The sequence below is a fragment of the Tateyamaria sp. genome, assembly GCF_059783535.1.
The window spans coordinates 21,449-44,916 of the sequence record NZ_JBYNDP010000008.1; the positions used below are offsets into that span (position 1 = coordinate 21,449).

General features: G+C 57.8%; 18 protein-coding genes and 1 tRNA gene. 2 read left to right on the forward strand and 17 right to left on the reverse strand.

Features of this window, described 5'->3' with window-relative positions:
* Positions 1-254: 254 nt before the first annotated feature.
* The gene (locus AC6RA8_RS03105; protein ID WP_500350663.1) at positions 255-2,726 is read left to right on the forward strand and encodes an HsdM family class I SAM-dependent methyltransferase; all 2,472 of its coding nucleotides are present in this window, start codon (positions 255-257) and stop codon (positions 2,724-2,726) included.
* Positions 2,727-3,668: 942 nt separating this feature from the next.
* On the opposite strand, the gene AC6RA8_RS03110 is transcribed toward AC6RA8_RS03105, so the two are convergent.
* Positions 3,669-3,760 (reverse strand) — tRNA-Ser (locus AC6RA8_RS03110).
* Positions 3,761-3,871: 111 nt separating this feature from the next.
* On the opposite strand from AC6RA8_RS03110, the gene AC6RA8_RS03115 reads away from it, so the two are divergent.
* On the forward strand, positions 3,872-4,021 hold the full coding sequence (locus AC6RA8_RS03115; protein ID WP_500350664.1) for a hypothetical protein: 150 nt from the start codon (positions 3,872-3,874) through the stop codon (positions 4,019-4,021).
* Here the strand turns inward: AC6RA8_RS03115 and AC6RA8_RS03120 are convergent.
* The 16 genes from AC6RA8_RS03120 to AC6RA8_RS03195 are packed head-to-tail and all read right to left on the reverse strand — an operon-like array spanning position 4,018 to position 23,433.
* Positions 4,018-6,408, reverse strand: a complete 2,391-nt coding sequence (locus tag AC6RA8_RS03120; RefSeq protein ID WP_500350665.1) for a hypothetical protein — start codon at positions 6,406-6,408, stop codon at positions 4,018-4,020. The genes AC6RA8_RS03115 and AC6RA8_RS03120 overlap by 4 nt on opposite strands.
* A gap of 9 nt (positions 6,409-6,417) precedes the next feature.
* Positions 6,418-7,689 (reverse strand): hypothetical protein, encoded by a 1,272-nt coding sequence (locus AC6RA8_RS03125; RefSeq protein ID WP_500350666.1) that lies wholly within the window; start codon positions 7,687-7,689, stop codon positions 6,418-6,420.
* Positions 7,682-7,828: a hypothetical protein gene (locus AC6RA8_RS03130; protein ID WP_500350667.1), complete on the reverse strand. Its 147-nt coding sequence runs from the start codon at positions 7,826-7,828 to the stop codon at positions 7,682-7,684. Before AC6RA8_RS03130 ends, AC6RA8_RS03125 begins: the two co-directional genes overlap by 8 nt.
* 40 nt (positions 7,829-7,868) lie before the next feature.
* Positions 7,869-8,159 (reverse strand): hypothetical protein, encoded by a 291-nt coding sequence (locus tag AC6RA8_RS03135; protein WP_500350668.1) that lies wholly within the window; start codon positions 8,157-8,159, stop codon positions 7,869-7,871.
* A 26-nt stretch (positions 8,160-8,185) separates the two neighbouring features.
* Entirely contained in the window at positions 8,186-8,392 is a 207-nt protein-coding gene (locus AC6RA8_RS03140; RefSeq protein WP_500350669.1) for a hypothetical protein, read from the reverse strand.
* Positions 8,389-8,664 (reverse strand): hypothetical protein, encoded by a 276-nt coding sequence (locus AC6RA8_RS03145; RefSeq protein ID WP_500350670.1) that lies wholly within the window; start codon positions 8,662-8,664, stop codon positions 8,389-8,391. The genes AC6RA8_RS03140 and AC6RA8_RS03145 overlap by 4 nt, the downstream gene beginning before the upstream one ends.
* A gap of 10 nt (positions 8,665-8,674) precedes the next feature.
* Positions 8,675-9,337, reverse strand: a complete 663-nt coding sequence (locus AC6RA8_RS03150) for a peptidoglycan recognition protein family protein (RefSeq protein WP_500350671.1) — start codon at positions 9,335-9,337, stop codon at positions 8,675-8,677.
* Positions 9,337-9,861 (reverse strand): hypothetical protein, encoded by a 525-nt coding sequence (locus AC6RA8_RS03155; RefSeq protein WP_500350672.1) that lies wholly within the window; start codon positions 9,859-9,861, stop codon positions 9,337-9,339. The genes AC6RA8_RS03150 and AC6RA8_RS03155 overlap by 1 nt, the downstream gene beginning before the upstream one ends.
* Entirely contained in the window at positions 9,854-10,261 is a 408-nt protein-coding gene (locus AC6RA8_RS03160; RefSeq protein ID WP_500350673.1) for a hypothetical protein, read from the reverse strand. The genes AC6RA8_RS03155 and AC6RA8_RS03160 overlap by 8 nt, the downstream gene beginning before the upstream one ends.
* 11 nt (positions 10,262-10,272) lie before the next feature.
* Positions 10,273-12,594 (reverse strand): hypothetical protein, encoded by a 2,322-nt coding sequence (locus AC6RA8_RS03165; RefSeq protein WP_500350674.1) that lies wholly within the window; start codon positions 12,592-12,594, stop codon positions 10,273-10,275.
* Entirely contained in the window at positions 12,591-15,080 is a 2,490-nt protein-coding gene (locus AC6RA8_RS03170) for a hypothetical protein (protein WP_500350675.1), read from the reverse strand. The genes AC6RA8_RS03165 and AC6RA8_RS03170 overlap by 4 nt, the downstream gene beginning before the upstream one ends.
* Positions 15,080-17,980 carry a hypothetical protein gene (locus AC6RA8_RS03175; RefSeq protein WP_500350676.1) on the reverse strand — a complete coding sequence of 967 codons (2,901 nt, stop codon included), beginning with the start codon at positions 17,978-17,980 and terminating at the stop codon, positions 15,080-15,082. Before AC6RA8_RS03175 ends, AC6RA8_RS03170 begins: the two co-directional genes overlap by 1 nt.
* A complete protein-coding gene (locus AC6RA8_RS03180; protein ID WP_500350677.1) occupies positions 17,977-20,088 on the reverse strand; it encodes a hypothetical protein in 2,112 nt (703 codons plus the stop codon). Before AC6RA8_RS03180 ends, AC6RA8_RS03175 begins: the two co-directional genes overlap by 4 nt.
* Positions 20,085-20,624, reverse strand: a complete 540-nt coding sequence (locus AC6RA8_RS03185) for a hypothetical protein (RefSeq protein ID WP_500350678.1) — start codon at positions 20,622-20,624, stop codon at positions 20,085-20,087. The genes AC6RA8_RS03180 and AC6RA8_RS03185 overlap by 4 nt, the downstream gene beginning before the upstream one ends.
* Positions 20,624-22,840, reverse strand: a complete 2,217-nt coding sequence (locus AC6RA8_RS03190; RefSeq protein ID WP_500350679.1) for a phage tail protein — start codon at positions 22,838-22,840, stop codon at positions 20,624-20,626. The genes AC6RA8_RS03185 and AC6RA8_RS03190 overlap by 1 nt, the downstream gene beginning before the upstream one ends.
* Positions 22,837-23,433, reverse strand: a complete 597-nt coding sequence (locus AC6RA8_RS03195) for a phage connector family protein (protein WP_500350680.1) — start codon at positions 23,431-23,433, stop codon at positions 22,837-22,839. Before AC6RA8_RS03195 ends, AC6RA8_RS03190 begins: the two co-directional genes overlap by 4 nt.
* Positions 23,434-23,468 lie beyond the last annotated feature (35 nt).

A 23,468-nucleotide genomic window follows, 5' to 3' on the forward strand; every position in this document is an offset into this window, starting at 1 on the left:
TTGAACAAGCGTCACTCTTCGCAGTCGACACCGACAACACCGGCCCAGGTGCTAGTTCTTCCACACTCTACAACTTGGTGCTTGTTTTCCATCGGTGTTTCGCCGAAAAAACTCTCAACACGGTGGGAGATTTTTTCTTGGTAGGCCTTACGCTACGATGTCCGATACGAGGTGTTCTCAAAGCAAGCGCCAAAAGCGCTGACGGCCTGAAGCCGTCCGAGGAGTACTTTCGAGTTGAAGCTATCCGACACTTGTTGAGACTAGGATATCCATCTGAAAACATCAAAGTCGAAGCAACAGTAAAGAAATTTGGGAATGCTGGTAGGAACGCGATGCGGGCAGACCTAGCAGTGCTGGATATTCCGGTTGCGGAGATGAAATCTGGCGATGTCGATAGTCTGCTTGAACATGCAATCGTCCTTGTTGAGGTAAAAAGAGACAATGCAGCCGCTGACTATGTGAAAAACACTCAGGTTCATCCGCTCCTAGATTTTGCAAAGCGGGACGATTGTCTCGCAGTCTATTGGGACAACGTTGATCAGCGTGTTTTTTGGCAAGAACGAGAAGGCGGGGTCAGATCGACCAAAGAGGGGCCGATCCAAATTCTGCCAAGGTATGGCAATCAGATACATCTTAGCCCGCTTAAATTCGACGATCTCAACGCAGCTGATAGTCTGGTAGATGTCTTTGATCGTATCGAAAACGTACTTCACGCTGCTTCGATCGATCATGAGCGCCGGTTCTCTGTTATTTTACAGCTTATACTGGCGAAACTTTATGACGAGCATGCTCACCAGCGCGACCCCGACGCCGAATTATTGATTCAAGACTATGCCGCGCTCGGCGGTGGCGCTGCAACGGCCCTCAAAGCCTTTAATGGCGTTCTTTCAAAAGCGGTCGCTTACTATCAAGCGCATTTGCCCCAACCAGTCGAGAAGTCACTCCCAAAGAAAGTCACTGGTGAATTGCTTTGTGAAATATGCCGCTCCCTCGCTCCAGTATGTCTGATAGCTTCAAAGCGAGACGTGGTTCAAAGCTTTTATATGAAGTTCTCAAAGGGTCTCTATAAGTGGGACTTGGCGCAGTATTTCACGCCGCCATCGGTTACGGACTACATCGTTTCGATCCTCAACCCCCAGTTTGGTGAACACATCAAAGACCCAGCGTGCGGAAGCGCAGACTTTCTCACGGCTGCTTTCCACAGAAGACGCGACATTGATCCGGGCTATGCAGATTGTATCTGGGGAATGGACAACTCGGAAAACGCTGTTCAAGTGGCCGTTTTGAATATGCTGCTTAATGGCGATGGTAAATCAAACATCAAGGAAGGTGACTCCTTGCTGACCGTTACCGACGACGCCGAGCAGTACTCCATCTTGGTATGTAATCCCCCGTTTGGCCTCAAGATCGTAGAAAAACGAAGCAAAGTACTTCGAAAGTTCGATCTCGGACATCAATGGTCATACGAGGAAAAAAGTGGACGCTGGCTCAAGCACGAGGTTCTAGCTCCGCAAGTGGAAACCGGCCTATTGTTTGCGGAGCTTTGCGTTCGGCAGGCACATGCTGGCGGTCGTATTGGTATAATCTTCCCTAACGGGTATTTGGGAAACCGATCACCCAAGTATCAGGTTTTCCGAGATTGGCTTCTGCGTCACACGCGCATCGCTGCAGTTTGCGCGTTTCCGAGGTTCACATTCAAGACATCTGGTGCTGATGTCAGCGCAAGTATTGTATACTTAGAGAAGCGAGACACGCCTCTCAGCGACGTTGCAGACGACTCGGACTACAAGTTTTCGGTGCAAATGATTGAGAACGTCGGTTGGAACCTTGGTGACAAAAAGGCAGCCCCAAGATTTGTCAGAAATCCCGAAGACGGCAGCTACCTAATTGACGAAGACGGTGAGCGCTTTTTGGATGCGGACTTCGAAAAGTCTTTGCATGACCTCCGCTCTAGCGAAGCAGTCGCTTATTTTCCGTGGTTGTTGGAAGGACAGGCCGCAGGGGAAGTGCTGGACGGCTGGTCAGTGCCAATAAGCAGGGTCCTCACTGACTCCGATTTAACTCTTGATCCAAAGCGGCATTGTCGGAAGTTTTGCGACATTCGGGCGCAAATTGAGTTGAGTGATCACTTGAGGCTGGGGGACTTGGTTAGCTTTGTTCCGGAGATGCAAAATCGTTCAGGAGACAAGCTAAAACGGCAGACAAGTGAAGAATATGACTACGTTGAGCTACAGTTCATCGGACAAGGCGACTATCGCGCGCAACGAATGCGTGGATGGGAATTGCCGCAACGCGCAAAACACGTTTCAGAAGGTGGGGAGATCTTTATAGGTGCCATTTGGTCAAGTGTTCAAAAATGGTGCGTAGTTCCAATAGGGGCAAATGGTACGATTGTGACAAACGGTTGCCATAGACTTGCGATGCAGGATGGCAAGGAGGACTTTATCGTCGATCTTGCCGCGTTTTTATGTAGTGAGTCCTATACCTCCCAGATGAGAGCCTTTGCGCGTGGATCAGATGGCTTAGCTGAGATTACCACAGCTGATGCTGCCGATGTTTTGGTGCCAATACTGAGCGATAAGGACCGAGCAGCGGTGAAGCCATATGTAGATGGTTTGCTAGCCGGGCAGCCAGACATTTCCGCGAAGGTGAACCGCATGATACTGAACGGTGGCGTTAATATACCAGGTGTTCAGAAGCGCACCTCACATGTCGCGCTTGTCTAAGCGCTAGCATCTTCACACGATTTAAGGTGTCTGCCTTACATCGTATCACCCGCTAACAAGCGCCGGTTAGGATAGTCGGAGTTCGTAGCTACAACTTAAAAGCTTTCTGAAAAGCTTTCTGAAAAGCTTTCTGAAAAGCTTGCTTGATGGGTCACCCTAGTCAACCAGCCCTCTTGTCCAACTGACAAAGCGCTGCGAGTTTAGCTGAAAACCGTGTGAAGAGCTCAATGATCAACTGGTATAGGCGCACACAGGCCGGAAGGTGTAACGCTGTTTCGTGACGTGCATTGGAGGGTCGAGCGGGAGGAGTTCAAAGCCCGTCGCCAGGCCAAGGCCACACAGACACTTCAGGACATGATACGATGACTTTGCGCTTCACGAGCAAGGCGAGCGCGGTGTCGGTTGCAAGAGGTATCGGCTGCGATCTGAAGAACTGACGACCAAAATCCTTTCTGAACGAGGTAAGGTCGAGTTCTCAGACTTGGCGCTGGAAATCATGGAAAGGTTTCCGATGCGCGAAACGCATGTCAAAGACCTCTGCAAAGACATGAAAACTCGCGGGTTACTTCACTACCAGCTGCCTCCAAAGGCGCAGAAACCGAGGCCGGGAACAACTATTTTTTGTTTAAGCACCGAAGGTAGCAAGAATTGATCCGGCTAACTATTTGCCTCGAGCCATTCATGTGCAGACCACTGGGCTGTCCGGCAAATCCCGCCATTTCGTCCGAAAGCCGCCGCCGCGCTATGAGAACAGTTATATAATTCGGCGCGCACGTTCGTTTGACTTGACGCACCGCGCTACACCCGGTTGCCACTGTGTTCTTCGTGCCCGACGAAGAATACGATAGGCCTCGACTCGGATACGTCTTTGTTGCGGGAATTGACCAAAAAACAATCCTGCAACAAAATTATTCAATAAAATCAAAAATTTAGGTGAAATCATGGTGCCCCCACACGGACTCGAACCGCGGACCTACTGATTACAAATCAGCAGTGTATTCAATGTTTTCAATGCCTTGACGCTTTTCAGGGCCCCGAAACAAATATTGGAAATCAATACCTTACAGATTTCGCAATAAACTCCGATCAACGCTGTATTGCCGGTTTGCCGAAAGACCTAAGCAGAGAAATACAGGGGGCTTGCGATGACCAGCATTAAGCCCGACGAAGAACGCACGCGCGTTCAACAACCAAAATACAAGTATGCGATTGGATGGATCATCGCCGTCACCTGGACAGGCGTGGTTGTGATTGCATCAACCATCGCCCGGATCGTCAGCCGCGCAAAACGTTAGTGTGCGCCCGCGTTTCTCGTTGTGTATGCCGGGTTAGTTTGGCTTGTGAGCAACGTGCCGTCAAACGCCTCGATTGATCGCAGACCAGCCGTGGCTGCGTCAATCGCAGATGAACCCACTTGCGGCGTTCTAAGCTTCACAGCATCCAAAGGTGTAGCCGATGTTGGGTATTCGTAGGTGGCCAAGGTTGCGAGTTGGCTGACGAAACTTAACCCCGCCGCCCATGTGGTGCCGCTTGTGTTTGTGAAAGTCACATCGGACACCCCAAACGAAACCGTTATGCCCGGCGACACGCCGTTTGAAAAATGCAGAGCGCCGCCTACCCGAACACCATGAACCTTGCGTGGATCGGGGTTAGCCTGGTCAAAATCACCTGCGGTCAAACCCGCTTGATCATAATCGGCATAGGGAATTGTCACTGTGCCGCCGTCAGGCACATCAGACGCCAGTGTAAGACCCGTATCCGAAATAGCGCGCCGGTGCCGATAGCCGAGTTCACGAGGGGTCAATAAAACGGTGTCTCCGAGCGGAGCAAAAGCTACATCCGGTGCGCCTAGGTTGGGCTGGTTTATGACGTTGTTCACTTCGGCAACGCCGGTGAACGGATCACCTATGTTCGACCCTGTGGTGGCGTTTGATGTACGCAAGATTGGCAATCTAGCATCCCCGTCAACTGACTGAGCATCAGACAAAGCATTGTCAAAGGTGCAGTTATAAACCTCATTTCGCGCGCTTACATATGACGGGACTTGCGAGCGCGATACAAAACGCACAAATGACGCTGGTTCAAAAAACCCACGGGCTGTACGATCAGTTGTTTGATGACCGGATGTGTTGCGCACAGTCAGCCCACTGTGCTCACACTTGATCAGGTCACTTGTCATGGAGTTCCCGATGATGACGCACTTGTCGATCAGTGCGTTCTGAAGCACGGGAATGTAGTTCGAATCCTGGATGCCAATAGAAACGACCTCATTGCCGCCTTCCAGGACGCAGCCTTGCATGTTCAGCTTTGCCCGCTGATCCCCCGCCATATTCCAACGCACGCAGGGTTGGGTGGTGTGTATAAACGGTGTGTTCCTGAACCAACCGTTGGTGACGAAAAAGTCACACGAGTGCATGGCACACTTGCCGCCTTGCTGGATACGCACGGGTCCGTGGTTGTTGTGACCAATACCTTTGACACCCCCTGATAAAGCAAGCGGGTCCTGCCGCAGACGACATCCCGTGTAGGCAGAGAACCCTTGTTCATTTTCAAAAATGGCAAAATCCGACCAGCTGTCACACTCGATGTCGTTGAAGACTACGATGCGTGCCTCTGGCCCGTTCTGGTGGTTGCTGGATATGTCCGCGATCTTGTTGCCGCCGGTGAATTTCAACCGGTTGAACAGCATATAAGTGCTGCCTTCCGGGTTCCTCTGATTGTAGAAAACTTGACTGCCAGGATGCGCGGCAGCGTATGGGCCACCCATCGATTCCGTCTGAACGTCAAAGTACCCGTCCAGCTTCAGGCCGTTGAATACGACATCACAGTTTTCACCAGGGCGGTCAGTGGTCAATTGGTCATCAATGAAAGCGTGAGAGGCGTCTTCATTGGCGTAGAAGATCGTTCCGGGATCAGACACACCTGGCGAATACTCAAACCACAGGTTTGTCTGTTTCGAGATGCGCAGGTTGCCTGTTTTGTGGAAAAAGTGATCGACCTCACGGTCGAACATGATCCGGTAGAAATGATCTGGGTTTGCCTCCTGCAAAACCCTCTGAAGGTCCAATGCCGCGAAAGGGTCTGACTCTTCCAACATTGCGGGATCGGGCTTGCGCGAGTAGCTCAGGTCCGTACTGCAAAAGATCGTGCGTGCCCCGGCAAACAGAACCTCTTTGTCGCCCACGGTTACATTCTGAGTTGCGATCGCCCACTTGCCCGATGATGGCTCAAGGATCAGACATTGAACTAGGTATGTCCCGGGGTTCTGATAGGTGTGTGACGCGAGCGGGCCAAACATTCGGTTGGCGTCCATCATCGCCGCGGCGACTTTCTGCGGCGCACTGTAAACCGTACCCGCGTCACCAAAACTCCAATAATAGTAAAGGTCGTGAAACTGTGGATCATAGACGTCCCGGTCGCTGACCCGATTAAAAGGCAGCGCATAGTCTCCATCAATTTCGATGTCAGCCACTTCCAACGGGCCGGGAGTGTCGAAGCCGGTTGTGGAAACGTCGAAGTTAATCCCCTCTGGGGCGACCCTCAGATCGCTACGGTACGTGCTGATAACTGCTGACGCTCCCCCGGACGGTTGAGGGATACGATAGCCATCAACAGAAGTTGAGGCCGCGCCAAAATCAAAATTGGTGCCTGTCGGTACCGTTATAAGTTCAATGGGAAGCATGGTTGACCCCTAGGCTGGGCGGATAACGAAAGACGAAAAGCCCGCCCGCGAACTATTGGCACCCACGGGGACCGTCATCGGGCGCGGCGAGACATCCGCATCGGCAATGAAAGATCCGAACCGGGCTTGGTAGTTTGAAATGCCACTAAGATTTGCGTCGTTGGTTGCGCCCGTGACCGCACCTATTGTGCGCCCAAAATTGTGAGCAATGGCTACGATGGCAGCATCACCTGCAAGCATGTTTTGGGAGACGTCAAATGTCTGATCCGATCCAAATGAAACAGCGGATACGGCGGGATTTTGAGAGACGAGGTTTGACGCTCCTGAGGTTGTCCACGTTGCAAGCTGGACCGCACCGACGGTTTCCGCCGTCGCTCCGTCAATGGCGACTTGCCCTGTCGTTCCAGTGGCGACCACGCCCTTGAACAGATGACCGTAGAGACGGTCCCCGCCCATGACGACACCCAGCTTTTGGAACGCAACGCCTGCAATTTCGAGCACATCAATATCGCATGTGTTCCCACCAAATGTATTGTGAAACGCGGCAACGTAAATTTCCGCACGTTGCGCTGGATCACCGATGGCGATGGGACTTCCAACGCTAACTGGCGTCCCCGGAGTGTAGGCAACATTGGCCACCTCAAGCGCGCCTTGGTAGGTCAGGAACTCAACCGGGGGCGGAGTGAAGGTGAATTCGTTGGATTGTGCAACAACAGTAACCCCATCTTGGGTGACGGAGGTGCGAAAATCGAATGTGCCAGTGCCGACTTGATTGGTGTCCAGTTCCGGCAAGCTGCCATCAACGAGATCACCGGACAGTGGCGAATTCAACGGCGTGTTGTCTTGGAACCACTGGTGCTGTACCGAAACCGCTCCGTAGTCTGTGTCCGCTGCAACAAGCGCCGGAGTTGTTAACTGCAACACCCCACCCGTGTTGGAAATTACAGGATCGACTAGAATACTCGGATCGACCAGCTGCAATGAAACGCTGAACTGTACTTCCCAAAGTGGGTAAGGCGTGTTGTCCAAGAGTGGCAGGTCAAACGTCCCGGTCTGGCCCTGATCATCGACCAGAATTGTCCCATTGGCCTGAAGTTCAGCGGTTAGCGAACCGCCAGAAGCTGCAACCGGCTGCGTATAAGTCCCGGTTACGCTGACAATCGTCATCTCTATATCGTCCGGGAAATCCACGGCAGATGCAGGTAGCGTCGACAAATCGATGGCACCCGTGATGCCCAGGATGTCGGCCAAATTGGCGGTGGGAATAGCATAGTTAGGCATCGCGAACCTCCGATGTGCCGTCACCGTTGTCTGTGAAAATGAGCGCAGCAGGCGGCGTGATGCTGATCACGTCAGACGTGCCGTCACCGTTGTCGGAGATGTTCAGCGTGGGACCGGGAACGGCATCAAAGTCACCCACAAAAGGGTTCCAAACGTCACCAAAACGATACGCCCCAAACCTACGCATAGGATCCCGTGACAGTTACCGGCCGATCGATCGGCCGGATCCACAGACGCGCGCCATCCACGCCTGGAAATAGCTCGTCCAAAGAGGCAGCTACCATCGGCTCTCCATCCCGGACAATCAGGCGTCCGGCCATGCCGTCAGGTGGTGCAGCTGTCGCGCGGCGCACGTAGAAATCGTGCGTGCCATCACCTTGCAACGTGAATGCGCCCGTGACGTCGGTGTCAGTCCACAAACTCCATTGGCCCGCCGGCAATTGGTCTGCGGTTTTGATGACTTCTGGCATGATCAGCTCCTGAGTGTTTGGCCGCGTCAGGCGGCTTTATCGGGGTCGTCGTTGGCGAAGCCGTACACGGCGGCCGCGACCGCCAATGCAGTGGCCAGTATTTCAGCCACGCCACCAGACACCGGAATCTGCAGAACGGTGCCACCCGGTGTTTCAATGACCTGGAACAAGGTGCCGGCGGCAAGTGCAGCCACCAGCCCAGCGATCATTTTGCGGAACCGGCCCAACCTCATTTTGCCGCCTCCGACACCACTGCGCAGACGTCGCGGATCTCTGCAAAACTCTCTGGTTTGGACACAGCCGCAACCGCGCATCCACTGCGGATCAGGGCCTGCGCTTCGGGCGACGCGTTGACCGGATCGATGCCGGCATCATTCAAGGTGGCGATTTCAAGCAAGGCCACGTCGACAACGGCTGAGCGCTGTTCGGGTGTCAAACCCGTGCATCCTGCCAGAAACGTCAGTGTTAGGCCAAGCGTGACAGCTGCAAATGCAATGGATTTCATTATCTTTCTCCTAAGCTGCAAGGGGCATGGCAAAGCGGTCAGCCAACCGCTTGCGCAAGATGTCTCCGACCGCGACCGCGTCTCGGAGTTTCATGTCGTCAGGCAGAACACGGATGTCCCATTTCCAACGCTGACGGATGCCCAAGGTGGGTTGCACCTCGGCATGGCTGAGCGTCGAATAGCGCGACACGGGAATATCGTAGTCTTCGCAAAGATCGCGGGTCACTTCGAGCATGCCGTCGATCTGTTCCCATGTCAGTGGGTGCGCCCCCCAACGGAACGGCCGATCATGCGCGCCAGCCATTGCATCGCAGGCAACACCGATCGCTCCGGTGTTTGCGTTGAGCGTGTGGGAAGCAGCGTGTCGGGGTTGGTAGGCCGCCTGCATTTCCGGGCGGAACACACCGTCATACTGGTTGCCTTCGTGATCGATCAGTACGTTGTAGGCTTTTCGCTCCATCGCGATCAGCCCATAGGCGCCAGCAGTCCAGTGCCAGTGCACGCGATGCAACCCGCTTTCATCGAACAGATCGGCGACACGACCGCCTCCGCGGGTCGCCAGTCCCGACTGAATTGCCGCACGCGTCTTTGGCCCGCGCATTCCGTCGATGGGGCCGGGATCGAAACCCAATGCCGCGCATCGCGCCTGAATGTCTCTGGTCGAAAAGCCCATTAGCTTGCCTCCTGCAAGTGCGCGTCAAACACGTCGGTGCAGGCGTAAGGCTGATCGAAATACGTATCTCCGATTGCTCCACGACCGTCATATCGAACGCAAAGTTTGAAAGGGATTTGAGGTACAGCCGGATCCGGAGCAGCTCCGACGTTGTAATCTTCCCACCAGCCGCGCCAAGTCCATTCATCTGACTTCGAAAGCTGGGCTCCGTATCCATGCCGATCCGTTGCCCGCTTGGTATAGATCGGCGCGTCGTTTGCATCCCTTAGCTGTCCGATCCAGATGGCGTTTACAGCCCAGCTTGCATGAGCCTGGTACTTGATGATCACCCGCCCCTGCTCATTGAGATCCAACTGCATATTCACGGAGATCGGATTGCTCGGCATAAAGGTGCGTTCGACAACCCGCTCCAAACCGGGAAAAAGTAGAACAACGGCGAGGAAGGCCCACAGCCCCATATGCAAGACATGCAACATGTTCTGCGCGGGCGTGCCTTTCTCACGACGTACGTAAGTTTCAGCCATCTGGCGCATCCTCCCTACCATCGGTCTGATCGACTAAGCGGCCCAGGATGACGACGGCCAGTAGGCCCACCAGGAACGCGCCCCAATAGGCGGCCTCTGGCTGCGCCCAAACGCTTTCAGGCACATCGCCGATCCAGTTTTGGACAAGCAGGCGCCACAGCGATCCGGTGCCAAATGCGAGTATGGCCCCCAGCACCATCAGGCGCAGGCCGTCCCGCCACGGCTCACGCAGAAAGAGCCACCGCGCGGATCCTCCAAGCGCCCCATGCATAGCCACAACCAGCGCGTCCTGGTCGAAGACATTCACCATGGGTTGAACTTCTTCGGACACCTCGACCATGCCTGCATAAGCGGCAAACCCAACGGCGACATTTAGGACGGATTTGAAAGATAAGATCATGTTCACGCGTCCTAGGCTGCAAGTAGTCCGATGGTGCCGGTGATATTTGGCCCAGTTGTCGTTTGAGGTGTGGTCGACCCCTCATCCCAGCATTGGGAAAAGTCGCCGTCATCGCCGGCACGATTAAACCCGAGGTTGCAATCCCGCGATGTCAGCTGGGATAGACGGTTTCGATCGGCCAGGATATTGAACCCGGTGCCGCACCCGATCGCGGTGACTTGCGAGACCTGCGCATTCAGCGCCTGCCCAAATTGGTTGCCGCTGGTTTGCAGTCCGACAAAGCAGTTTTTGATTGTGCCTTGTGATATCTTTACGTCGGGCGATCCGATGCCCATGCCACTGCCCAAACCGTGTGCCCGGCCCTCGCCTTCGATACAGAATTGTGTGATGGAACTGCCTTCGGCGGCGTCGCCTCCGTAAGCCGCCCTGGGGCTCGTGAGCGTGCGCAAGCGAATTGCGGTCGTGTTGAAGTCTGCAGGCCCGAAGCGGCGCACCGTAATGTTGACGCCTTTGAAATCTCCGCGGATATCGACGGCGGCCGTTTTGTCTTCTGTTAAACACGCATCTTCTGCCAAGAAGTTGACCAGTGTCAGCGCATAGTTGTCAGCGGATGGACCGCGCTGCTTGAAGTCGATCGCATCGCCGCCAGTGTAACGGGTCCGGCAATCGATAATCGACACCTTGCGCATGTCACCATCTTGGATGTTGAACCCGTAGGCTGCGACTTTTTCGATGGTCACACGCTGCAAGGTCCAGTCGTTCACCCACAGCATTTGATCAGCCACCGAAAATTCAGCGACGGTCACCTCTTCGACTTCAAAGTAGCTGTTCTGCAGTTCCGTCTGTGTCGGGTTCGCGTGCCAGATGTGGATCTGTGTTTCGGTTTGTTCCGCCGTGAACGTCACCGTGGCGGCAAACCTCGTCGAAATCGGCTCTCCAATCGTCTGGCTAAAGTACCGCCCACCAATCCCGCCATTTGATGCAGACACGGTGATGTATTCCGGATTTGGCACAGTCGGATCCGGCGTGATCATCACGCGCACGCGGTATTCCTTGCCAATCTCGGTCGGGATGGTTTTGGACACGTATCCTAGACCGCCATAAGTTGGTCCGAAATTGCACCGCAAATCCCCGCCTGTGACATTCGAGGCAGCAAAATCACCACCCAGATCCTGCCAGGATTGAATTGTCCCATCTTCGAAATTGTTGTCGATCAGCTTGGAAAGATCAGCGTCAGACGGAACAACATTAAGAATACCGGATCGACTGGTTGGGGTGACAAGGTCCCATTGGCCATCAATGAACAGATCCTGGATAAACGTGCCGTACGGACTGATCGCATAGATGGCCTGCAAGTCTTGCGTCTCGGGCAGCACAATTGTCTGCAGCTGACCATGGCCGCGCAGTGATATCCCCGGCCGCAACACAAGGCATGCGTTGGATGCGGGCAAGTAGGTGCCACCGTTTTCGTATGTAGCCGGATCTGGCGACGCCCCAAACGTCCAAATGCCACCTCCAAGCTCGATCAGCCCAGTGCCAATATGCAGCTGCAGGTAATGGAAGGCTGCCGCGTTTGCTGCCGGCGTGGCTGTCGGGGCACCCCCAAAATGCTGCATGCAGGGTGCGCCGTCGGGGATCCACCCGGGCATGTCCGGAATGTCAGTGGAACCACCAGAACGCACGACGCCACGGATTTTGCCGGCCGGGTCGATCCAAAGCACGCGAAGGACTGGTGCAGGCAGCCCTGCCAGGGCTGTAACAGCCGCCGCACGCGTTGCGTAAGGGGCAGCCACAGTCAAGGCCGCGTTGGCAGCCGTAGCGGCCTCTGCGGCGGCCTGCTGTGCCGTCACTGCGTGCCCCTGCGCCTGCGTAATCTGGTCCGCTGTCGGTCCAACCGCGATATCGCCGTTTTGGTCAAATGCCAGCGTTGTACCAGGCCGCAAATCGCCAAGGCCGACGGGCTCAAAGCCGCGCACGGATCGGCTCACTTGCGCCGCCACATCCTGGATGGCTTCGGTCAAAAAATCGAGTTGGGCGGTCAGTCCCAGCTCTCGGTTGCTTTGGCCTTGCCACCCCTGTTCGACCACGGTGGCACGGCGGATATAGAGGGTTTCCCCTGCATAGGTGGCCGCTGCCTGAGCGGTTAATGTGACTGCGCCGGTGTCGTCGCTGGCCACAGGCTGCACGCCATAGTCAGATGGCAAGAGCTCTGACACTTCGTCACCGACCGCGTAGAGCACCAGGCTGCCCTCCCTGTACGGGTGCGTCACTTCGTAGGGACCAGGCCCATCGATCAGAACAGACGGCGTTGCCATGAAGGTTTCACGTGTCATTGCAAGTCTCCTAGGGCATTGCTCAGATCAGGCCCGCGCGACGGCTGCAGGCGGCCACGCTGCCACCAGCTGTAAGTGCCGTATTCACGCTCAAGCCGACCGGCAGCCTGCCGCATCTGGCGGTCGGCTTCTGGATCAAGAAAGTTCTGCAGCTGGTCCGCCACGGCGCGATCGAAGGCGACGCGGGTGTACCAGGCACTGGATAGAAACGGGGTGTTGCGGCGTAATAGATTGGCCGCGTCGCGTCCGAACTTCGTGTCCTTGCCTTCGGCTGCCAGCTGGATATTGGACGCAACCGGCCGAACGATATCACCAACCAGGCCCGCAACGGGACCGGCCAAGGCTTGCTCGATGCCACCGCCTAGACGACTGGTTTCTGAAAAGAAGAAGTCGCCAAAGATGCCCAGGCCGCCGCCTTGAGCCGTGGCTGCCAGCCAGAACTTGGGCGTGTCCATGGGCTGCGGGTCATTGCCTTTGGCCAGCTGCTTCAGCTGCATGGAAAACGCGCCCAACAGCACCGTGGCTGCGGCCATGCTGCTGACATACGCAATTTTTGACTGTGGCGTGGGCAGGCTATTGAACAGCGCGACCTGCCCGATCGTGAAACTGGTCGCATAATTCTTGAACCCGGCCGTCGATCGCAGCAATTCACCACCGGCCGTGCCCGGCTTGCTGTCACCGATTAAGGTTGCACTGCCACGAATGCGGCGCGTCGGGACCAGTGTTTCCAACTGCTCTTGGAACGCGCCTTGCAATCGGATGGCCAGGCTTTCCGCCTCGGCCCGCGGTAAGGCGGTTTGGTGTTCCAACCACCACAGCGGCGATATGAACGTGGCGCCCGGGCGCGGCTCAAACATGGGCGCGCTGCGCAGCACATCCCAGTCGGCCTCGTTGATCCCATTACGCTCAAGTGCCGCGCGCAGTCCGCGCGGCAGATCGTCCAACGCTTTGCCTGCGTGATCGGCCAGATCGCCAGCAATGTCCATTTGAACGGCAACGCGCCACTGATCCGTCCAATAGGCCAGGCCCGTGGCGCGGATCGTGAACCCGGACATGCGGCCAAAGGTATCATTACCGACAACGTCATTGGTCAGCCGGGCAGAACTTGCCCCAATTGACATTAGCGTTTCCGCCACAAATCCGGCCCGTGCCGCCTCTTGTCGGCTGCCAGAACTCACCAGCTGTTGCACACCGCGCGACAGGATGTTGACCGGGTTACGCCCCATCGCGGCACTGCCAACGGTCACTGTGGCCAAGTCGCCTGCAGCGCTCAGGATCGCAGAGCCCAGGCGCGTGGCCACGTTGAAATGGCGCACGTTGGAAAACACTTTGGCTAGCTGCTCGCGGTGCGGATCATTTATCGCACCGTTTAAGTGCTGGATCATGACGCGGGCCTTTTTGGCGTTTTGGCCCGCCAGCTTGATCCGCTTTTCGTTTTTGGACAGCGCAGCGGCTTTCTCGACCAGCTGGATCGCATATTCCAACCCGCCATTGGGGTTTGGCCCCAGCACGCGCATCAGGCCCACATCACGCGCCATGGCATCGAGACCGCCCACCAAAGCGCTGAACAGATCCGCTCCGCCGAACGCGGCGTTGTATTCCATCCAGGCATCCCCGTCTCGGAAATGCAGGATCCGCGGGTCTGACCTTTGGTTGTAAAGCGCGCGGCCGTTGGTGCTGAACTTGGGATCGCGCGAGTTCCAGCCATCCGTCGTGATGTTTTCGTACACCTCGCGCAGCATGTTAGTAGCATCTGCTCGACGCGGGCGAGCCCCACGGGCAGCGAAGGGCTCCCCTGTGGTGCGATTGATGATCCGGTGCCAATCCAGCTTTTCGAAAACACTTTCGGCCCAGGCATCGAAACCGACACGACGCAACTTGACCGGATCATGCGTGTGCCGCAGGCCATAATCCGCGATCTCGCCAATGTCCCCCCCCTGGGCGTTGAACATCTGACGCAGCCATTTTTGTGGCTTTCGTATCGCATCGGCATGCGCCTTGGCTGACGCGCTACCTGTGTCCTGGCCGTGCAACTCGCGGACCACCTTGCGCACCAAGGCCGGATCACGCGAGGATCCGACCACGTTCAGCCCGGCATCGTCCAGAAACTCTTTCAGCTCACTGCGGATCCGCGCCTGCAAACCCTCGGTGACAAACCGCACGCTTTCACCGCGGAGCCCGTCATCCATCCGACTTTCCAATATGGCCAGAGGCGCCTTTTCCGGAGTATCGGCCGTCATCACCACATTGCGGATCCGAACCATGGCCTGCAGCTGGTTGAGAACCGCATGCCGTCGCGACCGCTGCGCACGCCTGGTTGCCTCTTTCAGATGCTGCGCAGCGGTCGCTTCGGCTTGGTGGCGCGGCATCGCTGTTGCGTACTTTGCCACCAGCCGTTCAAATTCTTCCTTGGCCACTTCGGCCCGGGCACGGTCGAGCTCGCCAGCTTGGACGGCTGTGTCCAGACAATCATGCAGGTTTGCCATCAGCTGCCCCCCTTGAAGTCACAAAGGTCGACAACAGTTGCCAGCACGTCGTCCTGGTCCAAATCATCCATCAGCGCGCGGGCGGTCAGCGTGGTTCCGTCGGGGTCGGTCAATTCAATTTCAGGATTGTCCGCAATCAGCTGGCGCAACTCCTGATCTATGGCCGCCGTGTCTTCAGGCACATCGATGACGGGATCCCGCAATTCCGCCTCGGCAATATCTGATGCGAGCTGCGCGCTGTCACCTTGCGCCCCATCGGAAAATGCGGACGCCGGCAACGTACCAGGATCGAGCGGCGCAGGGTCCGGAACACGCGGAATGCCTGAAATCTCACCTACATCCCGAAATGCCCGTGGCTCAATCTGCTGCAGGATGTCGATCGGGCCGGGCAACGCGTCGTCAAGCAGCTGACCTGTGCGGCCGGCCTTGATTGCCTCGTCTGCGTAACGGTCCAGGAACGATGACAGCTTTTTGGCGCTGATTTGTTTGCCGCCTGGCGCCATGAACCGCACCAAAGCCTGGGTCAGATCCGGAACCGCACCGTCCAGCAAATCGATATCGGCCAGCATGTCCTCGATCAGATCGGCGACACGGCCGCCCTGCTGTGCAGCGTCACGCGCTGCCGCAATGATGCGCACCGCGTCGATGATGTAGTCGGTGATGTCCATGTCTGGACGCACGCGGCCCGCTTCGATTTCAGCGCGAAGCGTGGCGATGGCCGGCGCGGACTGATCGAGCCCATCAAGCAAGCTGCGCAGATCTCCACTTTCACCCTCAAGCGCGCGTGCAACCACGTCCGGCGCGGACCAGGCGCGCGCAAACAGGCTGTCGCGGATCTGCCGGATCCCATCAGTTGAAATTGCGCCGTCGGATCCAATAAAGGCGTTGCGTTCGCTTCGAGGGAAGGCGCCGGCAAACTGACGCGCAAAATCACGATTGCGCGCATCTCCGATCCGCGCATCACGGCTGAACCTGGACAGTGCATCTGCCGTCAAGGCACGCTGACCGATTTGCGCCCGTTCTGTGGCCGTGAGACGCGCAACTCCGCTGTCCTGAGCATCGACCACCAGGGAACGCCGTTCTGCGTCTGTCAGGTCGCTTGTGCGGCGTGCGATCAATACCGGACGCTCCACGCCCTTCGGAACAGTAAAACCCGCCTCGGCGATCTGCTGGCGATAGGCTGCCGCCCGATCGGGCACCCGGTCATAGGCACGGCTGATGGCCAACACCCGGCCATTACCGCTTTCGATCTGGTTGTCAGGACCAACCAAAGGCGTGCCGCGATCTGCCGTGGGCGATGGCATCAGCCGCGCCGGATCCAGCTGTGCCGCTGTGTCAGCCACCCAAGCGTCGGATGCCACGCGGCCGCGATCGCGGGGCTGTAGATCACCGCCGGCTTGTTTCAGGCTGCTGGCATCGACCACCTGGTACTCGACGTTGACGCGCAGCTCGTCCCCAACCAGAACTTGACCCGTGCCCGTGTAGCCCCGGCTTGTGGGCGTGTACCCACCAAAGCCAACGTCTGCCGCAAACAGATCCCCGCTCGATGCGTAGGTGCCTGGCCGGCTCAAAACGCGCTCCCAGCGATCCGCACTGGCAAGCGACTTGTTGCCATTGAACCCGTCATAGACGCCGCGGCCCCGATCGACACCGGCCAGCTGCGGCAACGCCGCCCAGACGCGTGCCAGATTGGTGCCAAAACTGCGGGCAGAAAGGCGCCCGGCCAAAAAATCGTCCAGGCCCTGCTCGCGCATCAACTCGATGGCCAGACGGTCCTGCATGGATTGGTCAAAAAGCTCGTCGCCGCGCAGACCAAGGTTGCGCTTCAAGCCGCGCAACGTGTCTTCCATGATCTGGAACCGGCCTGCAGCTTCAGAGTTGTACTGGGGATCAATGCTGTCTTGCCACGCCAGAACCTGATCGACCGTCATTTTTGTCAGAGGCCGCGGCGGACGATCGGCCGCCCGGATACCCCCAAACACCTGATTGTAGCCGCGCGGGGCCTCAAGATCGCCGATGAAGTCCAAAGCCTGGCTAACAATGGGATCACCCGCCAGCGCGTGCGCCTGGCTTTCTGGCTGGATCTGCGTGTTCACCTCTTGGCCAAAGCTCAACTCGGCATCGGCGACACCTCCCTCAAATTCGCTGACAGAAGCGCCCTCGGGCCGTTGTGCTGCATCGGCCTCGTCGCGGGCGCTACGATAGCGCACCGCCTTTTGAACGCCTGCTAGCGCGCCACCAAGCCCACCACCGATGGCCGCCGCGGCGCCCAATTGGAGCGCCACATTGGGATCTGGTAGATCAAGGCGTTCCGCCATTCGGAACTGCCGCGGAAGCAAAAGTGCCTCCGCGGCCACACTGGCCGTCCCTTCTGCCACGACAGCGCGGGTGACATTTGCCCCTGCAGCTGCGCCGAATGGCAATGTCAAAACCGTGCTTTCGTCGGTCGCACCCGTTGCCATGCGCCCTAGAGTTTCCGGAAACCACCCGCCAGCATTCAACACGGCTGACGCGTCATCCCACTCAGCACGCAATTGATCTGTGACGCTCTGCTCAAACTCTTCCAGCGTGGCGGGCAGATCCGCCCAAGGGCCAACCGGGTCGCTTGCACGCCGGCGGGCAACCTCTTGCGTGGCCGCTCGGACCTGCGCATTCAATTGCGCCCGCGCGCCTTCACTTGGGTCGTAGTCCACCGGGCGTGGCACGAAATCATCACCCAGACGATCGGCCAGCTCGCGATAGGTTTCCACCGCGCGACGGTCCGAATAGAACCAGCTGTCGGTTTCGATTTGCTCAGCCTTGCGACCTGCCGAATACACCTCGCCAAAGCTGGGCTCTGTACGCTCCAAGGCATCGTGCATCGTGGGCGCGGTGCCCGTTTGTTTCAGCGCAAACGTCATGGCCGGGTCACCTGGATCAGCTTGCGCAGCGAGAATGTGAACTGTGCGCCGTCGTCGTTGCGCACTTCGTGCAACCGCCCCTGCAAAGGCAGAACAAACACAAACCGGTCATCGCCGATGGCTTTGATTTGCAATTCATTGAGGTCCAGTACGGACAACGGTGCGCCACCGATGACGGCCGCCTGGCCTCCGGAGATATCCGAAAGCTGTGATTTCAGTGTAGCGGCCTGCCGTTCAGCCAAGGCTGCGGCGGACGCGTCGTCCAGTCCGGCACGAAAGGGGTCGAAACTGCCCTGGACATTGCCAAGACGGTCCAGCCCGTCCTCGATGTGCCGTGCAGTCAGACCCATCGGCAGGACCGTGTCGCGTCCACGGATGTCTTGCACGCCACCGCGTGCGTCGCGACCGTTGAATGCACCCTGCCCGCCCAAAACTTCGTGCACGGCTTGGCGGTACACGCTGTCATCGATGTCATCGACGGGTCCATCCGCCTGGACACGCGCAGCATAGAGTGCATCAGCGGCGGCGCGCACGTTTGCCTGCGCCGCCTGGCCGCCGGGAAGATCCGCAAACAGCGTGCCGATCGAACTGTGGGCGGCTGATATGCGGTCTGCCGCTGGTGGCAGGATCACGTTTTTGGACTGGATAGACTGATTGCCGCGCAGGACTTCCTCCGCCAACTCAGGCGTGCCGCCAGCCAGTTGAAGCTCGCCCATCATAGTGAAGACCGGGTTCAGGTCGTAGCTTTCGACCACCGCCGGATTGGCCCCGCTCAAAGCAACCGACAATGATCGGGCAAATGCTGCTTGCTGTGCGGGATCCGCGTCGCGCGTGACGCCTTTCAGCTGTTCCCGCTCCGCATTTGACAGGTAGCGGATTTCATCGGTGTATCCGTCCAATCGTTGACGGTTCGACCAGACAACGCGCTGCTGGAGGCCGCGGGACAATGCGTCGGGACTGGAAAAATCGAGCCCGTCAGGCGACGGAACACTTAACCCTTGCGCGGCCGCATAGGCTACCGGATCTGATGCGTATCCTTCCTCGTGCGCATCCAGCGTGGACTGCAACAGCTCCAAACGCTTGGCCTGAAACTTGTGCGCGATGGGCCGATTGCGCTCGTCATCGATCAACGCCTGCAGATCTTGAGGCGGCAAACCGCGCAGCAACACTCCCTCGTCGCGCAAGGAACGTGCCGCAGCCGCTTCTTGGAACGCCTCACTGGCCTGGTACTCGGGATCGCTCAGCAAATCCTCGTTGACCGCCGTACGGCCAGCCAGGAAGATGTCGGTCATTTCGTCCAGCTGGTCCGCGACTTCATCGGCGCGCAGCTTTTCGTTGCGCTCTGCCTCGGCTGCGGCGGCCTTTTGGGCCTGCGCCAGCGTTCCTTTTGCACGGGTGCGGTACTGCTCAAGACTGTCCGCCGGCAGACCATCAAAGTCACCAGCATCTGCCGCGTTCAAGAACCCTTCCGGATCTTCGTCGATCAACCGGATCGCGCGCGCCCGATCCATGTCATTGGTCAATCCAATTTTGCGGCGCGCGGCTTCGGCCTCGTCAATTATGCCGGCGGCAACAAGGCCGTCGATCTGTTCAAACCCGTTGTCCAGCAGGACGGCCCGGGTGTCCGGATCAGCCGACGCGCCCTGCCGCGTTGCCTCATGCGCATAGGTGATGAATGTGGCTTGACGTTGCGCTTGGCGCGCCACAAGGGTCTGGCGCCCCAAGGAAAAGGCATTGCGGTTGGCGAGCTCGTCAAAGGTAAGCCCGAACTGTTCGCGGTTTTTAGGGCTGACGCGCGGACGGCCATCGTCGTGCTGTCCGGCTTCATAGGTTTGCCGAAGGCTGCCAACACCGCGTTGCCAGGCAAACTCTGCCGCGTCCGGATCTCCGATCTGGGAAACCTCCAACCGCAGATCGTTCATGTCGGCCGTCAGGTCCGTGGTGTAGCGCTGACGCTCGCGCGCCAGATAGTCGTTTTCCAGGGCTTCACCAACCTGGCGCATTTGCTCGCCGAACCCTGCCACTAGCGCGCCAGTTTGTGGCGTCTCGACTTGGATGCGGGCAGCGCGGCCGCCGGATGCGTTGGATCTTGGAACAGTCAGCGTCATGCGGCCAACCCTGGCCAGGCGTCAGGCTCCCGGTTGAACCAAGCCCCGGCCGCTGTCAAACCACCGCGCAACAGCGATTGGCGGCCGCGTGCTTCCAAAGCACGCTCTTGCGATGTCAGCTCGGCCTGCGTTGCCAACCCGTCGGATCTGATGGATTGCGCCGAAAAGGCCATTTCGGCCGCGGCTGTCTGCCCCAGGAACACGGCCGTCGCACTGTCAAGCTGAACTCCTCGCCCCGCCAGCTCGGCACTTTGCTGCGCAATAGCTGTTTTGAAACGCGCGCGTTCTCTTTGCTCTCGAACAGCGGTCAACTGCGCTTCGGTGTTGCGCTGCTGCTGAACCAATCGGGCTTGATCCCGGGCCGCTCGCCGACCAGCAACCCCTTGCGCCAGGCTACCCGCCACACTGACCAGAGTGCCGACGGTTGCAATCGTCGATCCGACCGTTGCAGCCGTTGCCGTGGCACCAGCGGCTGTTGCAGCCGCACCGCCCCCGGTCAACGCAGTCAGGATAGCCCCTGTGACGACCTCACACATTACGCCCCCCGCTCGTCGATGTTTGGAACCGTCGCCAAAACGGTCATCGGCGCGCCACCGACAGGCGTGAACCGCAGCGACACTTCGTCGGCATATCCGGACGACGTTTCGAGTTTTGAGGTGCCGCTGTATGCCGTCGATAGGTCCGACGCGACCGGTACCGGGATCAGCTCTTCCGGATCGCTCACTTGTTCGGGTTCAAGGAACGTACGCTCTACGCACTGGACGCGGCCCGCTGCCGTTTTGTGCAACTTAATGCCAGAGCCCTGAAGAAGCCGCTTTTCCCGGCCGATAGAACTGCCGTCCCGGGCGTCGGCCGGAATGTCCAGCGTTTCAAAGAAATGTGTTTCGTCAAACAGACCAATGGTCGCGCGGGTGACTTGGACCGGCAACGTCACCTCGCCGGTGACAGGCACCACAAATGGGCCGTATTGGCCAACATCCGTCCAGGCAAAGACTGTTTCATTCACGAGGTGCGGAACAAAAAAAGTGTCGGTGGGTTCTACAGGGGTGAATACCGAGGCAGCAAAGAAATGATTGGCTTGCGAAATCGGTTGGTCGCCTGCAACGATACCGTAGGTCACTGCTTGTTCTTCAACGTACCTTACGGTCTGGCCGTCGATCTCGCGGCGCACAACCATGGTCAGGGTGTCGGTTGCACTGTCCTCCGATGCGTTGATGGACTGGCTTTCGACAAACCCATTCGCGACAGAACACCGCGCAAACCCAAGAACTTGCTCCTCCGGGTCGTAGAGCATGCAGACCAGATCGCCACTACCTCGCCGGATCCAGGCAAGGCGTTGCGGCGCAGACTGCCAAACGATTTCTTTGAACCCCGGCGCGCCAAGGTGCTGGGACGGCAAGGACAGCTCAAGCGGCTTGCCGCCATCTTCTTCGAACGTGTACCGCAGTTCCTGCAGGCGCTGGCCATCCTTGGTCACAAGGATTGGGTAGCCGTAGGGCGATATCGGCCGAATAGGTCGGGCGCCGTCCGTCGCTTCGACTTCTGTGTCGAACGTGGTCGGGCCGATGCGCTGGCCAGGCGCATTTGAGAACCCGCGCAACACTTCACCCAAAGCACCGATATACATACCGCGCCGACCGCGGCGCAAAAACGTGCCGGAGTTTTGATTGTCACTGCCTGCAATGGTGTAGGCAAACGAACCATCTGCCTCAGCACTTGGCGAAAAATCCAAGAAGTCGCCCAGGGTCGAAACCCAAAGCCCTCGCGGTTCGCTGCTGGTGAACGCGGCAAACAGGCTTTGATCGTCGATTTCGAGCGCAGATGGGTAGCCAAACTGTTCCGACCAGGCACCCTGTGACCACCGGTAGGTTGGCCCATCGACGATCGGCTTAGGTACGGTTTTGATGACTTCGGCGGTCGCGGTATTTGCGTCTGTGACAGCCGTGATACGCACAATGCCAGTGGTGTCAGACACAAACCGGAACCGCGTGCCATGAAAGGCATCGGTCCGGCGCGTGCCCTCTTCGTGAATGGGCGCATTGACGCCCAGGTTACCCCCGCTCACATGCTCGTAAATGTTGTCGCCATTGCGATAAAACCCGCCAGGCGAAGTATCGACATTTCCGGTCCAGAGAGAGATGTTCAGATCGACCGGCTTTAACTGAACGGTTGTGCCCACCCAACTTGCATCAAAGACGTCGCCCACCGCGTTCAGCGTGATCGTGCCCGTGCTGCCGCTGGCACGAATGGTTTTGGCCTCGTCAAGATTTTGGACCTTGAAGGGACCAGCACTGAAATTCGCTGGCGCAATGCTCCAATTGTCCAGGGCCTGCCGCGTTAGACGCTGGATAGGCTGCTGCCCGTCGGCGATGTAAATAGCATCTGCCGATTGAACCCACCAAAGCCGGTCCAGAGCGTCCGCATCGTAAGGAGTGGCGAGTTCGTAAGGCACTCCACCGCTCTCAATCAACGTGCCGTAGCGCCATACACGCATGAAACCGTCGGTAAATTCGAGCGTCACGGCATCGTTTTCCGAAAACTGGAAATTGATCAGGCGCGCATAAGCGTTGTTCCTGGTGTTGCCGCGGAACTGCGTACCAGGCGCCCGCGTCACACCGCCCTGCCGCAGCGGCACAAAACCATTGCATGCCCGCAGGCCGGTTTGGTTGCGCTGGTAGTCTGGCCGGCTGAACAGCAAGGGCGAGATTTCGCCGCTGGCCATCGAATACTGGGGAGGTCGGGATGCTGTCATCGCTGCGCCTCGTGAACCCAGTCGTTTTGGTCCTCGTGCCCATCCCAACGCTCCGCGCTCGCAGTCACCCGATCGTTAACGGTGGCTTGCTCCAGCGCGTCGATTGCATCAGTTTTGAGATCCGCCCGCTTGGTGCGTGATCCGACATGCTTTGGGGCCAAGCGCACCGCCAGCTGGTAACTCACCGCCGTTTGAAAGAGCGCCGGCAGCTTTGTTTCGTCGGTGATCAGGCGCGTGTAGCGCACAGTGAGCCCGGTGGCGCTTTGACTACGGATCAATTCACCTTCCTGGCGCCACTTGACCTTGGACACAACGGCGCGCAGCCGGACACAATTCCCGGGCAACTGGTGCAGATACGGCAGTTCCGGGTCCTCAATTTCTCCCTCTGGAAGAGGGGACAATATAGGCAGTCGCGCCATGCGCCGCGCGAAACCCCAATCGTGATGCGCTAGGCAGATTTCCAATGCCATCGGATACTGGCTCGTCGCCGAAGCGCCTTTTTCGCCCGGTTCTGACAAGGACGCAGGCGGCGTCACTTCCATGTAGCGGAACGCTTGTTGAACAATGGTGGACGTGGCGATCGGCGAGGTCATAAGGCTGCCAAATGGTTGGGGAAGCGCCAGGCGGG